The following is a 13,473-nucleotide window of genomic DNA, read 5'->3' as shown; positions in this document are numbered from 1 at the left end:
ACCGCTGTTCCCGTGCTGTTCCTCCGGTCGGGGGGCGTGCCGGGAGGATCACGCTTCCGTGGGTGTTCGCATGGTTTGTGTCGGTTGCGGCGTGTGGGGTCTCATGGCGCATGCTGGGTGGGATGTCCGCCGGATTGTGTGAAGGTTGGGGTTCACGATGTCTGCGTCGTCCGCGTCCAGGTCGCCTCATGGTTTCGCCGTCGTACGGGGCCGCGGTTACCGGCCCGATCAGGTCGACCGCTTCGCCGGCGGGCTCTACGGGGATCTGGAGGAGGCGCGGGAGCGCCTGACCCGGCTGGGGGTGCTGGCCGGTGAGCTGGAGGCGGAGGCGGACCGGCTGCGGGGGGTGGTCGCGGCGCTGCCTCCTCAGACGTACGAGGCGCTGGGCGAGCGGGCCCGGCTGATCCTGTCCGAGGCGGAGGCCGAGGCCGGGGAGTTGCGGGAGCGGGCGCGTGAGGGGTCGCGCCGGGTGCTGGAGCGGGCGCAGGCCGGGGCACGGGCGCGGCGGGAGGCGGCGCACGAGGGTGCGGCCAGGGTGCGGCGGGAGGCGGACGAGTCGGCGGAGGCGCTGCTGGGGCGGGCTCGGGAGCGGGCCGGTGAGCTTGTGTCGAAGGCGCGTGCGGAGGCCGGGGAGCTGTTGGAGGCCGGCGGGCGCGAGTTGCGGGAGATGGCCGAGCGCTGTGAGGCGCTACTGCTGGCGCAGGAGAGGAAGCAGGCGCAGGAGTCCGGGGAGCGGGAGGCGGAGCTGGCCGCGCGCGAGGCGGCGGTGGAGGAGCGGGTCGCCGAGCTGTCGGGGCGGGGCGAGGCGGTTCTGGACCGGGCGCGGCGTGAGGCGGCCGGGGCGGAGGAGGACGCGCGGCGGCTTCAGGCGGAGGCCGAGGAGCGGGCGGCGGAGCTGCTGGCGCGGGCGCGGCTGCGGCAGGAGCGTGTGGAGCGGGAGACGGAGCGGATCGTGCGGGGGCACGAGCAGCGGCGGGAGGCGGTGCGGCAGCACATGGCGCATGTGCGTGCGAGTCTGGCGGCGATCACCGGGCGCGGCACGGGTGACGCGGATGCCGCGGGGGGTCCGGGGGGCGCTGAGGGTGCGGGTGGTCCGGAGGGCCCCGGTGGTACGGGCGGCGCGACGGTGCCGGGCCAGGGGGCACCGGCGGAATGACCGGGTCCCCCCGGGTATCCTGCGGATGACACCACACCTTCCCGCGCGGTTTCACCGCGGTCCCTCCCGCGAACCGGCGGTGGCCGCCGGGTGTGCGGAAGTGGTCCTCCGGGTGGGTTCCGTGTCGGTCCGGCAGCCCGTCCCGCCATCCGTCCACAAGACGTCCGAAGTTCCGTCCCGAAGCCGAAGGGCACACCCGTGAGCGCCAACCGCCCGGCAGCCGTCGTCGTCCTCGCAGCGGGTGAGGGCACCCGCATGAAGTCCGCCAGGCCCAAGGTCCTGCACGACATCTGCGGGCGGTCGCTCGTGGGTCATGTGGTGGCGGCCTCCCGTGAGCTGGATCCCGAGGAGCTGGTGGTGGTCGTCGGCCACGGCCGCGAGCAGGTCACCGAGCATCTGGCGGCGCTGGACGCGAAGGCGCGCACGGCGGTGCAGACCGAGCGGCGGGGTACCGGGCACGCGGTGCGCACGGCGCTTGAGGCGCTGGCGGCCGACGGGGTGCGCCCGTCGGGGACGGTGGTGGTCGTCTGCGGCGACACCCCGCTGCTGACCGGCGAGACGCTGTCCCGCCTGGCCGAGGCGCACGCCGGGCAGGGCAACGCGGTGACGGTGCTGTCGGCCGAGGTGCCGGACGCGACCGGTTACGGGCGGATCGTGCGCGCCGAGGACGGCGCGGTGACGGCGATCGTGGAGCACAAGGACGCCACCGAGGAGCAGCGGGCGGTCCGGGAGATCAACTCGGGTGTCTTCGCGTTCGACGGGCGGCTGCTGGCCGAGGCGCTGGGCCGGATCGGCACGGACAACAGCCAGGGCGAGGAGTACCTGACGGACGTGCTGGGGATTCTGCGCGCCCAGGGGCACCGGGTGGGCGCGTGTGTGGCGGGCGACCACCGGGAGATCGTCGGGATCAACAACCGGGTGCAGCTGGCCGAGGCGCGCGGGCTGCTGAACGAGCGGCTACTGCGGCGGGCGATGCTGGCCGGTGTGACGGTGGTGGATCCGGCGTCGACGTGGCTGGACGTGACGGTGACGTACGAGCCGGACGCGCTGGTGCACCCGGGTACGCAGCTGCTGGGGTCCACCCGTCTGGGCGCGGGCTGCGAGGTCGGGCCGAACTGCCGGCTGGCGGACACCGTCGTCGGCGAGGGCGCGGTGGTGTCCAACGCGGTGACGGAGGCGGCGGAGATCGGCCCGGGCGCTTCGGTGGGCCCGTACGCGTATCTGCGGCCCGGGACTCGGCTGGGGCCGAAGTCGAAGGCGGGGACGTATGTGGAGATGAAGAACGCCGAGGTGGGCGAGGGCACGAAGGTGCCGCATCTGTCGTACGTGGGCGACGCGACGATCGGCGAGTACTCGAACATCGGTGCCGCGAGCGTGTTCGTGAACTACGACGGGGTGAACAAGCACCACACCACGATCGGCTCGCACTGCCGGACGGGGTCGGACAACATGTTTGTGGCTCCTGTCACGGTCGGGGACGGGGCGTACACCGCCGCCGGGTCCGTGATCACCAAGGATGTGCCGCCCGGTTCGCTGGCCGTCGCGCGCGGCCAGCAGCGCAATATCGCCGGTTGGGTGGCCCGCAAGCGTCCCGGGAGCGCGGCCGCGCGGGCGGCGCAGGCCGCCGCGCGGGAGGACGGCGACGGCCCCGTGACCCAGGGATGACCTGGCGGAAGTGCGCTGGGCAGGGCGTACCGTGAGAAGCGCACACCGTGGTGCGCCCCGACGAATCGATGCTCGCAAGGAGATTGTGTTGTGACCGGGATCAAGACGACCGGCCAGAAGAAGATGATGTTCTTCTCCGGCCGCGCCCACCCCAGTCTGGCGGAGGAGGTCGCGGGGCAGCTCGGTGTCGGCGTGGTCCCGACGAAGGCGTTCGACTTCGCCAACGGCGAGATCTATGTGCGCTTCCAGGAGTCGGCCCGTGGTGCGGACTGCTTCCTGATGCAGAGCCACACCGCTCCGATCAACAAGTGGATCATGGAGCAGCTGATCATGGTGGACGCGCTCAAGCGGGCCTCGGCCCGGAGCATCACCGTGATCGTGCCGTTCTACGGTTACGCGCGGCAGGACAAGAAGCACCGCGGCCGTGAGCCGATCTCGGCGCGGCTGATCGCCGATCTGCTCAAGACGGCGGGTGCCGACCGGATCCTCACCATCGATCTGCACACCGATCAGATCCAGGGCTTCTTCGACGGCCCGGTCGACCACCTGTTCGCGCTGCCGGTGCTGACGGACTATGTGGGCGGCAAGGTGGACCGCTCGAAGCTGACGGTGGTCTCGCCGGACGCGGGCCGGGTGCGGGTCGCCGACCGCTGGTGCGACCGGCTGGGCGCGCCGCTGGCGATCGTGCACAAGCGCCGCGACCCGGACGTGGCGAACCAGGTGACCGTCCACGAGGTCGTCGGCGATGTGCGGGGCCGGGTGTGTGTGCTGGTGGACGACATGGTCGACACCGGCGGCACGATCTGCGCGGCCGCCGACGCGCTGTTCGAGGGCGGTGCCGAGGACGTGATCGTGGCGGCCACGCACGGTGTGCTGTCCGGCCCGGCGGCGGACCGGCTGAAGAACTCCAAGGTGAGCGAGTTCATCTTCACCAACACCCTGCCGACGCCGAGCGAGGTGGACGTCGACAAGATCACGGTGCTGTCGATGGCGCCGACGATCGCCCGCGCGGTGCGCGAGGTGTTCGAGGACGGCTCGGTGACGAGCCTCTTCGACGAGCAGGCGTAACGGTTCGGCGGGGGCGCCGTGCCGGGCGGGTGTCCGGTACGGCGCCCCCCGCCGTGTCCGCTCCCGCTCTGCCGGGGCGGTAGACTCGTGGAGTTGCTCGGCGAGGGAGCCGTGTCCGCGGTGGCACGGTGATCCGTTATCGACGCGCTCTTCGCAGCAGGTCAGTCGTGGCCGAGTAGCTCTGGCAACCGCCACAGAACCGACTTGAGAGACGAGGAGTGCGTCATGGCTGACGTCAAGATCTCCGCCGAGATCCGCAAGGAGTTCGGCAAGGGCGCGTCCCGCAGGCTCCGCCGCGAGGAGAAGGTCCCCGGTGTCATCTACGGGCACGGCACCGAGCCGGTGCACGTGGCCCTTCCCGGCTACGACCTGATGATGGCCCTGAAGACCTCGAACGTGCTGATCACGCTGGACGTCGAGGGCCGCGAGGAGCTGGTGATCCCCAAGGCCGTGCAGCGCGAGGCGATCCGCGGCTTCCTGGTCCACATCGACCTGCTGGTCGTCAAGCGGGGCGAGCGGGTCACCGTCGAGATCCCGGTCCACACCGAGGGCGACCTGGCCCCGGGCCAGTTCCTGCTGGAGCACGTGCTGAACACGCTGCCGGTGGAGGCCGAGGCCACCCACATCCCGGAGTCCGTGACCGTCTCCGTCGAGGGTCTGGCCGCCGGCGACTCCGTGCTGGCCAAGGACATTCCGCTGCCCAAGGGCTCCTCGCTGGCCGTCGAGGAGGACGCCGTCGTCCTCAACGTGCTGGCCGCGCAGGCCGAGGCGCCCGCGGAGGGCGAGGGCGCCGAGGGCGAGGGCGCCGCGGAGTGATCCGCGGGGTTCGCCCCCTTCTTCTCCGGCCGCCGGCCCGCGCCGTGGGCGCGGGCCGGCGGCCGTGGTGTTTCCCCTGTAGGTCCGCGGTAGGTCTGCTGTAGGAGAGAGACGACGATGAGCGACGCCGACGCCCCCTGGCTGGTGGTGGGCCTGGGCAACCCCGGCCCGGAGTACGCGGCGAACCGGCACAACGTGGGGTTCATGGTCGCCGATCTGCTGGCCGGGCGGATCGGGGGGAAGTTCAGGGCGCACCGCTCGCGGGCCCAGGTGCTGGAGGGTCGGCTGGGCGCTCCGGGCCCCGGGAGCCGCCGTGTGGTGCTGGCCAGACCGATGTCGTACATGAACCTCTCGGGCGGCCCCGTCACCGCGCTGCGCGACTTCTACAAGGTGCCGCTGGAGCGTCTGGTCGTGGTCCACGACGAACTGGACATCGACTACGGGGTGCTGCGGCTGAAGACGGGCGGCGGTGACAACGGCCACAACGGGCTGAAGTCGATCACCAAGTCGCTCGGTCCCGGCTACCACCGGGTGCGCTTCGGCATCGGCCGCCCGCCGGGCCGGATGCCGGTGGCCGACTTCGTGCTGAAGGACTTCTCCGCCGCCGAGCGCAAGGAGCTCGACTACTTCGTGGACCGGGCCGCGGACGCCGTGGAGTGTCTGCTGGTGGACGGTCTGGAGCGGGCGCAGGGCACGTACAACTCCTGAGCCGGGCCCGGGCCGCGCCCGGAGGACGGGCTCTCGGGCGTACGCCGGGGGGCGCGCGGAGGTTGACCTTCCGCTTCCCCGTGCCCCAGGATCCCGCCATGTCTCCTGGGTTCCTGGGCACCTCCGTCAGGCGCAGCCGGGTGCGCCGGGCCGGTGAGAGCGCGTACGGCCTGCTGCTGCTGGCGAGGGCGGCGCTGATGGGCGTGGTCGCGGCGGTGCTGCTGATGGCCGGCGTGTGGGTCTCCCTCGACGGGACCCGGCAGGCGGTGGCCGAGCGCGGTGCGGTGCGCGGCACGATGACCGTCGCCGAGTGCGACGGGTGGACGTGCACGGGGCCGTTCGCGCCGGAGGGCGGCGGCGGGGGCGCGCGGGCGGAGGTCGCCGTCGAGGCGCCGGTGTCGTACGAGGCCGGTGAGCGGCTCCCGGTGGCGCTGTGGCCGGGCCGGGAGGGTCCGGACGGGCCGGACGGGTCCGGCAGGGCCGAGGTGGTGCGCACCGGTACCGCCGGTGTGCTGTACGCATGGCTGCCGCTGGCGGGTGCTCTGGTGCTGGCATCGCCGGTGATCGGGGGCGGCCTGGGCATGCGGCGCGCCGCATGGGGGGCCGGGCTGCTGGGGGTCGCGCTGATGGGGGTGGCGTTCACGCTGCTCTGAGCCGCGCCCTCCCGGTTTTGCGCGCCCCTAAGCATTTCGATCTTGATATTGATCTGATTGTTACACGACACCCTCTGGGGCAGAGGTGACACATGGGGACAGATGCGGCGTAGCGCGCTTGACCGGTTCCATGCGGCGGGAAAAGCTACGCCCACCCCCCTCTCTTCCCCCACACGTCCCAGATGTCCCCCGCCACCAAAGGTGGTAGTTCATGCGCATTCTCACTTCCACGCGTGCGGCAGCTGTGGTCGCGGCGTCCTGCATGGCGCTTGCTCCGGCCGCCCCCGCTTTCGCGACGGGATCCTCCTCCCCCGAACTGCGTCAGCCGCTGCCCATCACCGCGGCCGAGTTCGAGAGGGGCGAGTGCCCCGAGAGCATCCCGGCCGACAAGGACGGCTGGCACTTCGTCCTGCCGGGCGGCGGCAAGGACAAGCCCGAGTTCGTCAAGCTCACGGTCACCTTCGAGCCCGGCGGCACCCAGACGATCACCGAGTTCGGCCCGCCGTCCGACAAGCACGCCTACGTGGCCTCCGAGCCCGGGGCGAAGCTCGTCGACATCGAGGCCGAGATCAAGGGCAGCGTCAAGGACGACAAGTTCAACCTGTCCCACACCTGCCCCGCCACCGACACCACCGGCGGCTCCACGGGCGAGACCACCGGTGAAACCACCGCGGGCACCACCACCGGCTCCACGGGCGAGACCACCGCGGGCACCACCACCGGCGGCGGTGGGGAGACCACCGGCGGCAGCACGGAGGGCACCACCGAGGGCACCACGGGCGAGACCACCGAAGGCACCACCGGTGAGACCACCGAGGGCGCCGCCGGTGGCGAGGAGACCACCGGCGGCACCGAGGGGTCCACCGCCGAGGGCTCGACCGGCGAGACCACCGAGGGCGTCGCCGGCGGCGAGGAGCCGGGTGCCTCGACGGGCGAGGGCGGCAACCTGGCCGAGACCGGTTCCGAGGCCCCCGTCGCCGCGCTCGCGGCGGCCGCCGCGGCGCTGCTGGGCGCGGGCGCTTACCTGGTGATGCGCCGCCGCAAGGCCACCCAGGGCTGATTCCCGCAGGTCCTGCGCGAGACGCACGGCCGCGGACAGGACGAAGGGGCCCTCTCCCGGCCGGGAGAGGGCCCCTTCGCCGTTCACACGCTCGTCCGCGCCCCGTCCGCACCCTGTCCGCGTCCCGGGGACGCGGACAGGGTGCGGGGCGCGGCGCGCGTCAGCCGGTGTTGCGCAGGCCCGCCGCGACGCCGTTGACCGTCAGCAGCAGGGCGCGGCCCAGCAGCGGATCGGGCTCCTCGCCGCGCTCGGCGGCCTCGCGCTGCCGTGCCAGCAGCGTGACCTGGAGGTAGGAGATCGGGTCCAGGTAGGCGTCGCGGATGGCGAAGGTCTGCTTGAGGACCGGCTGGGCGTCCAGCAGCTCCCGCTCGCCGGTGATCCGCAGCACCTCGCGCACCGTCAGCTCGTGCTCGGCCTCGATGGTGGCGAAGATGTGCCGCAGCTCGGCCGGCACCAGCGTCTCCACGTAGTGCCGGGCGATCCGCAGGTCCGTCTTGGCCAGCGTCATCTCGACGTTGGACAGGAAGTTGCGGAAGAAGTGCCAGCGCCCGTAGGCCTCGTCCAGCACGCTGTCGAGCCCGGCCTCGCGCGCCGCCTTCAGGCCGGTGCCGACGCCGAACCAGCCGGGCACGATCTGCCGCGACTGGGTCCAGCCGAACACCCACGGGATCGCCCGCAGCCCGTCCAGGCCGGCTCCGGAGTCGGGGCGGCGCGAGGGGCGGGAGCCGAGGTAGAGGTCGGCGAGCTGGTCCACGGGGGTGGAGGCGAAGAAGTACGCGGGCAGGTCCGGGTCGTCCACCAGCGCGCGGTAGGCGCTGTGGGCGGCCTCGGAGACGGTGTCCATCGCCGCGTCCCAGCGGGCCAGCGCCTCGTCGGACTGGCGGGGCGCGGTGTGCAGGGCGGACGCCTGGAGGGTGGCGGCCACCGTCTGCTCCAGGTTCTCCCTGGCCAGGGAGGGGATGAGGTACTTGTCGGAGATGACCTCGCCCTGCTCGGTGACCTTGATCTCGCCCTCCAGGGTGCCCCAGGGCTGGGCGAGGATCGCGTCGTGGGTGGGGCCGCCGCCGCGGCCGACGGTGCCGCCGCGGCCGTGGAACAGGCGCAGCCGCACCCCGTGGCGGTGGGCGACGTCGCGCAGCCGCCGCTGGGCCCGGTGGATCTCCCACTGGGAGGTGGTGATGCCGCCGAACTTGGAGGAGTCGGAGTAGCCGAGCATGACCTCCTGGACGTCGCCTCGCAGGGCGACCAGGCGCCGGTAGGAGGGGTCGGACAGCATCGAGTCCAGCAGTTCGTCGGCGATGCGCAGCTCGTCGGTGGTCTCCAGCAGCGGCACGACGCCGATGCGGGCCCAGCCGGCGTGCAGGTCGATCAGTCCCGCCTCGCGCGCGAGGACGGCGACGGCGAAGACGTCGTCGGCGCCCTGGCACATGGAGATGATGTAGGACTCGATGACCTCGGGGCCGAAGGTGTCCAGCGCCCTGCGGACGGTGGTGAAGACACCGAAGGTCTTGGCTCCGGCGGCGTCCAGCGGCGCGGGCTGCGGGGCCAGCGGGCGGCGGGAGCGCAGTTCCTTGGCCAGCAGCCGCCGCCGGTAGTCGCGGGGCATGTCGGCGTAGCGCCAGGACTCCTCGCCGAGCCGGTCGAAGAGCTGCCCGAGGGCGTGGTGGTGCGCGTCGGCGTGCTCGCGCACGTCCATGGTGGCCAGCTGGAGGCCGAAGGCGCCCAGGGTGCGCAGCACGCGCTCCAGGTGGCCGTCGGCGACCAGCGAGCCGCGGTGCTCGCGCAGGGAGTTCTGGACCAGCTCCAGGTCGGCCAGGAGTTCGCCGGTGCCCAGGTAGTCGCGGCCGAGCACGTGCGGGTCGCCCTCGGCCAGGCGCTCGCGGGTGTTGAGCAGCTTCTGGCGGATGCAGGTGACCTTGAGCCGGTAGGGCTCCTCGGCGTTGAGGCGCTTGTAGCGGGGGCTGATCTCCGGCAGGAGTTCGAGGTCGCGGTCCAGGGACTCCCGCAGCTCGTCGGTGACGCCGCTGATGCGGATGGAGTTGGACAGGGCCGCGCGCAGTTCGTCGACGTGCTCCAGGGCGTCGGTGATGCCGTGCTCGTGCTGGAGCAGCAGCACCTCCCAGGTGACGGCGGGGGTGACGTTGGGGTTGCCGTCGCGGTCGCCGCCGATCCAGGTGCCGAAGGTCAGCGGGCGGGTGGCGGGCGGGAGCGGGGCTCCGGCGCGCTCCAGCTCGGCGGCGAGGTCCTCCAGGACGTCGCCGACGGCGTCGCGGTGCAGCTCGTCGAGGTAGTAGACGGCGTTGCGCGCTTCGTCGGCCGGCTCGGGGCGGGCCACGCGCAGCTCGTCGGTCTGCCAGATCAGGTCGATGTTCTCGGCGAGCCGCAGGTCGGTGCGGCGGCGCTCGTTGGGGTCGGTGTTCTCCAGCAGCTCGGCGACCTTGCGGAGCTTGGTGAGCACCGACCGGCGGGCGGCCTCGGTGGGGTGGGCGGTGAAGACCGGGCGCACACCGAGGTTCGCCGCGGTCTCCCGCAGGTGGGCGGGGTCGGCGTCCTTGAGCATGTCCGCGGTGCGGGCGAGGTTTCCGCCCTCGGCGGCCCGCCGGGCGCGCAGCTCACGGCCGCGGTGCACCTGTTCGGTGACGTTGGCGAGGTGGAAGTAGGTCGAGAAGGCCCGTACGAGCCTGGTGGCCGTGGCGAGGTCGGTGCGGCTGAGCAGGGCGGCGGCGGCCTCGCCGTCGGTCCTGGTCAGGGCGCGTACTCGCTCGACGAGCTCCAGCAACTCGGCGCCCTCCTGGCGGACGAGCGTCTCGCCGAGGAGGTCGCCCAGCCGGCGGATGTCGGCCCGCAGGGCGGCGCTGGTCTCGGCACGGGCTTCGGGAGTGGCCTCCAGTGGGGCTTCGGGGGCGCTGGATTCCTTTCGGGCGTCCGGGGTACCCGGACGGCCCGCCGGGGGGACCTCTCCGGCCGGGGAAGGGTTCTTGCCAACCGGGTTCGGGGAGGTGTCGGCACTGCTCACAGGTGCGGCTCCTTGCGGCGATGCTTCTGGCAGGTCACGGACCGCGTTGTCCGACGACCCCCAGGATATGCCGCCCCCGAAGTGTGCGGATCATCCAGTCCACCATGCGGCCCTCTTGCCCCCACACTCACGGCTGCCATACTTACGATTGCGTAGGTTACGGGACCGTAAGTAACGCACCCCCCGTCCCCCAGCTTCAAACGAGAGTTCTCTATGACGATCAGTCCGGACGTGCTTCGCACGAAATCCCAAGACACAGCGGGCACAGCCGAATCCGCCGCGGCGCCCGGGGAACCGCTCCCCTCGGCCACGCTCGGCGGCGAGCAGCGCCGTTCCGTCGAACAGATCACCCTCCTGCTGTTCATCACCGTCCCCTTCGTCGCCCTGGTGGCCGCCGTTCCGCTCGCCTGGGGCTGGGGGGTGAGCTGGCTGGACCTCGGGCTGCTGGTCGGCATGTACTTCCTGGGCTGCCACGGCATCACCATCGGTTTCCACCGCTACTTCACCCACGGCGCCTTCAAGGCGAGGAAGCCGCTGCGCGTCGCGCTGGCGATCGCCGGGTCGATGGCCGTGGAGGGTCCGCTGGTGCGGTGGGTCGCCGACCACCGCAAGCACCACAAGTACTCCGACGCCGAGGGTGACCCGCACTCCCCGTGGCGCTACGGCGAGACCGTCCCCGCTCTGCTCAAGGGCCTGTGGTGGGCCCATGTGGGCTGGATGTTCGACGAGGAGCAGACGCCGCAGCACAAGTACGCCCCGGATCTGATCAAGGACCCGGTCATCCGCCGCGTCTCCCGCCAGTTCGTGCTGTGGACGGCCGTGTCGCTGGCCCTTCCGCCGGTGGTCGGCGGGCTGGTCACGATGAGCTGGCAGGGTGCGCTGACCGCGTTCTTCTGGGGCTCGCTGGTGCGGGTGGCGCTGCTGCACCACGTCACCTGGTCGATCAACTCCATCTGCCACGCGGTGGGCAAGCGCCCGTTCAGGTCGCGCGACCGCTCGGGCAACGTGTGGTGGCTGGCGGTGCTCTCCTGCGGGGAGTCCTGGCACAACCTGCACCACGCGGACCCGACCTGTGCCCGGCACGGTGTGCTGAAGGGCCAGATCGACTCCAGCGCCCGGCTGATCCGCTGGTTCGAGAAGGCCGGCTGGGCGTACGACGTGCGCTGGCCGTCGCGGAAGCGGATCGACGCCCGCCGCCGGGAGGAAGCCGCCGAAGCGGCATGATGGAGGAGTGGCGACCGACGACAGCAGTACCAAGGGCAGGCTCTCACGACCCACCCGGCGGACCCGCCGCCGGATGACGGGGGAGGAGCGCCGCGAGCAGCTGCTGGACATCGGTCGCGCGCTCTTCGCCGAACGCGGCTTCGAGGGCACGTCGGTGGAGGAGATCGCGGCGAAGGCCGGGGTCTCCAAGCCGGTGGTCTACGAGCACTTCGGCGGCAAGGAGGGGCTGTACGCGGTCGTGGTCGACCGGGAGATGCGGCGGCTGCTGGACATGGTGACGGGGGCACTGACCGGCGGTCATCCGCGCGAGCTGCTGGAGCAGGCGGCGTTCGCGCTACTGGACTACATCGAGCAGTACACCGACGGGTTCCGCATCCTGGTGCGGGACTCGCCGGTGGCCCAGTCGACGGGCAACTTCGCCTCGCTGATCAGCGACATCGCCACCCAGGTGGAGGACATCCTGGGCCTGGAGTTCAAGGCGCGCGGCTTCGACCCGAAGCTGGCCCCGCTGTACGCGCAGGCCCTGGTGGGCATGGTGGCCCTGACGGGCCAGTGGTGGCTGAACGCCCGCAAACCCGACAAGCCCGAGGTGGCCGCCCATCTGGTGAACCTCGCCTGGCACGGGCTGGACGGCCTGGAGCCCAAGCCGCGCCTGATAGGCCACCGCCGCAGCTGAAGCCCCGCGACCGGGTCCCCTCCCCGTTCCGCACCCGATCACCCGTGCGTATGGAGGAACTCCAGCCGGTTGCCGACGGGGTCGGCGCTGTGGAAGCGGCGCACACCGGGGACGGAGTCGTCCCAGGTGACCGGGTGGCCGGCGTCCGCCAGGCGGGCGGCCAGGGCGGCCAGGGCTTCGGCGTCCCTCACCCGCAGGCCGGGGTGGGCCTTGAGCGCGGGCCGGAAGCCGTCCTCGATTCCGAGGTGGAGCCGGACGGAGCCGACCTCGAACCAGCAGCCGCCGCGGGCCGCGAGGGCGAGCGGCTTGGGAGTCTCCGCCATGCCGAGCAACCCGGTGTAGAAGGCGCGCAGGGCCTCCTCGGATCCGCGCGGAGCGGCGAGCTGTACGTGGTCGAGCGCCTCGATCACGGTGTCTCCTCTCTGGATTCCGCCCGGTGGGTTCCGGGCGGTGGATTCCGCCCGGTGGGTTCCGGGCGGTGGGTTCCGGGCGGTGGGTTCCGGGCGGTGGGTTCCGGGCGGGTTCGCGGGGTGCTCGCGCCCTCAGGTACTTCTGACGGCGACGGCGAAGATCCGGCGGAACGGGAAGAGGGTGCCGTGGGGGCCGGGCGGGTAGGCCTCGCGCAGCAGGTCGCGGTACTCGGCCAGGAAGGCCCCGCGTGCGGCCGGGTCGGAGTCGAGCGCGGTGAGGACGGGGCGCAGGGCGGCGCCCTTCATCCACTCCAGCACCGGGTCCTCGCCGGTGAGGACGTGCACGTACGTCGTTTCCCACACGTCCGTCTCGCAGCCGGACGCCGCCAGCGCCTCGGCGTACTCGACCGGCTCGGCGACGGGGGTGCGGCGGGTTCCGGCTCCGAGGCGGTCGCGCCAGCGCGGGGAGGCGCACAGGTCGGCGAGCAGGGTGTGCCCGGGAGCGGCGAAGTTGCCGGGGACCTGGAAGGCCAGGACGCCTCCGGGACGCAGCGCCGCGATCCAGTCGGGGAAACGGGTGATGTGTCCGGGGCACCAGTGCAGCGCCGCGTTGGAGACGATCAGGTCGTGCGGCTCACCGGGGCGCCAGGAGGCCAGGTCGGCGCGGGCGAAGTCCACGGCACCGCCCCCGGAGGTGGGCCCGGCGTAAGCGCGGGCCTCCGCGAGCATCGCCTCGGACAGGTCGTAGCCGGTGATGGCGGCCGTGGGCCGGTACTCGGCCAGCAGCGCGGTCGCGTCTCCGGGGCCGCAGCCCAGGTCGGCGATGCGGGGCCGGGGCGAGGGCAGAGGGGGGACGCGGGCCAGCAGGTCGTGGAGCGGACGCAGACGGTGGCCGGTGTGGCGGCGGTACTGCGCGGGATCCCACACCGGGGTGCCGGTGCGCCGGAGCGGGTCGGCGGATTCCATGGCAGCAGGGTCCGCCAGATTTGTCTCGACATCAAGAGACTTCACGTCGACAGAA

At 72.5% G+C, this 13,473-nt stretch carries 12 protein-coding genes; 9 read left to right on the top strand and 3 right to left on the bottom strand.

From position 1 onward, the window contains the following. Positions 1 to 157: 157 nt before the first annotated feature. From IQ279_RS05190 to IQ279_RS05160, 7 genes are all read left to right on the top strand, one after another. Positions 158 to 1,156 (top strand): coiled-coil domain-containing protein, encoded by a 999-nt coding sequence (locus tag IQ279_RS05190; protein WP_206347077.1) that lies wholly within the window; start codon positions 158 to 160, stop codon positions 1,154 to 1,156. A gap of 198 nt (positions 1,157 to 1,354) precedes the next feature. Next, on the top strand, positions 1,355 to 2,821 hold the full coding sequence (gene glmU / locus IQ279_RS05185) for a bifunctional UDP-N-acetylglucosamine diphosphorylase/glucosamine-1-phosphate N-acetyltransferase GlmU (protein WP_206347076.1): 1,467 nt from the start codon (positions 1,355 to 1,357) through the stop codon (positions 2,819 to 2,821). Between the two features lie 90 nt (positions 2,822 to 2,911). After that, positions 2,912 to 3,889 (top strand): ribose-phosphate diphosphokinase, encoded by a 978-nt coding sequence (locus IQ279_RS05180; RefSeq protein WP_206347075.1) that lies wholly within the window; start codon positions 2,912 to 2,914, stop codon positions 3,887 to 3,889. A 225-nt stretch (positions 3,890 to 4,114) separates the two neighbouring features. Further along, on the top strand, positions 4,115 to 4,705 hold the full coding sequence (locus IQ279_RS05175; protein ID WP_206347074.1) for a 50S ribosomal protein L25/general stress protein Ctc: 591 nt from the start codon (positions 4,115 to 4,117) through the stop codon (positions 4,703 to 4,705). Positions 4,706 to 4,822: 117 nt separating this feature from the next. Next, positions 4,823 to 5,413, top strand: coding sequence for an aminoacyl-tRNA hydrolase (gene pth / locus IQ279_RS05170; RefSeq protein ID WP_206347073.1), 591 nt, complete (start codon positions 4,823 to 4,825; stop codon positions 5,411 to 5,413). Between the two features lie 98 nt (positions 5,414 to 5,511). Next, complete coding sequence (locus IQ279_RS05165; protein ID WP_206347072.1) at positions 5,512 to 6,066, top strand: hypothetical protein; 555 nt, start codon at positions 5,512 to 5,514, stop codon at positions 6,064 to 6,066. Positions 6,067 to 6,277: 211 nt separating this feature from the next. After that, entirely contained in the window at positions 6,278 to 7,126 is an 849-nt protein-coding gene (locus IQ279_RS05160; RefSeq protein ID WP_206347071.1) for an LAVTG motif-containing sortase-dependent surface protein, read from the top strand. 160 nt (positions 7,127 to 7,286) lie between these two features. Here IQ279_RS05160 and ppc read toward each other — a convergent pair whose 3' ends face one another. Continuing rightward, the gene (gene ppc / locus IQ279_RS05155) at positions 7,287 to 10,016 is read right to left on the bottom strand and encodes a phosphoenolpyruvate carboxylase (protein ID WP_206347205.1); all 2,730 of its coding nucleotides are present in this window, start codon (positions 10,014 to 10,016) and stop codon (positions 7,287 to 7,289) included. A 339-nt stretch (positions 10,017 to 10,355) separates the two neighbouring features. On the opposite strand from ppc, the gene IQ279_RS05150 reads away from it, so the two are divergent. Continuing rightward, on the top strand, positions 10,356 to 11,366 hold the full coding sequence (locus IQ279_RS05150; protein WP_206347070.1) for an acyl-CoA desaturase: 1,011 nt from the start codon (positions 10,356 to 10,358) through the stop codon (positions 11,364 to 11,366). A gap of 7 nt (positions 11,367 to 11,373) precedes the next feature. Then, on the top strand, positions 11,374 to 12,042 hold the full coding sequence (locus IQ279_RS05145) for a TetR/AcrR family transcriptional regulator (protein WP_206347069.1): 669 nt from the start codon (positions 11,374 to 11,376) through the stop codon (positions 12,040 to 12,042). Between the two features lie 38 nt (positions 12,043 to 12,080). Here IQ279_RS05145 and IQ279_RS05140 read toward each other — a convergent pair whose 3' ends face one another. Then, entirely contained in the window at positions 12,081 to 12,452 is a 372-nt protein-coding gene (locus IQ279_RS05140) for a VOC family protein (protein ID WP_206347068.1), read from the bottom strand. Positions 12,453 to 12,584: 132 nt separating this feature from the next. Continuing rightward, complete coding sequence (locus tag IQ279_RS05135) at positions 12,585 to 13,418, bottom strand: methyltransferase domain-containing protein (protein WP_206347067.1); 834 nt, start codon at positions 13,416 to 13,418, stop codon at positions 12,585 to 12,587. Positions 13,419 to 13,473 lie beyond the last annotated feature (55 nt).

Source organism: Streptomyces verrucosisporus (assembly GCF_017114865.1).
Lineage (GTDB): Bacteria > Actinomycetota > Actinomycetes > Streptomycetales > Streptomycetaceae > Streptomyces > Streptomyces fenghuangensis.
The sequence above is the reverse complement of the archived record's forward strand: the minus strand, read 5'-3'. Positions and strand labels throughout refer to the sequence as shown.

Bases quoted from the DNA above. Each gene is read 5' to 3' on its own strand.
- IQ279_RS05190 (WP_206347077.1), top strand. From the start codon at position 158: ATGTCTGCGTCGTCCGCGTCCAGGTCGCCTCATGGTTTCGCCGTCGTA.
- IQ279_RS05175 (WP_206347074.1), top strand. From the start codon at position 4,115: ATGGCTGACGTCAAGATCTCCGCCGAGATCCGCAAGGAGTTCGGCAAG.
- pth (WP_206347073.1), top strand. From the start codon at position 4,823: ATGAGCGACGCCGACGCCCCCTGGCTGGTGGTGGGCCTGGGCAACCCC.
- IQ279_RS05165 (WP_206347072.1), top strand. From the start codon at position 5,512: ATGTCTCCTGGGTTCCTGGGCACCTCCGTCAGGCGCAGCCGGGTGCGC.
- IQ279_RS05160 (WP_206347071.1), top strand. From the start codon at position 6,278: ATGCGCATTCTCACTTCCACGCGTGCGGCAGCTGTGGTCGCGGCGTCC.
- IQ279_RS05150 (WP_206347070.1), top strand. From the start codon at position 10,356: ATGACGATCAGTCCGGACGTGCTTCGCACGAAATCCCAAGACACAGCG.
- IQ279_RS05135 (WP_206347067.1), bottom strand. From the start codon at position 13,418: ATGGAATCCGCCGACCCGCTCCGGCGCACCGGCACCCCGGTGTGGGAT.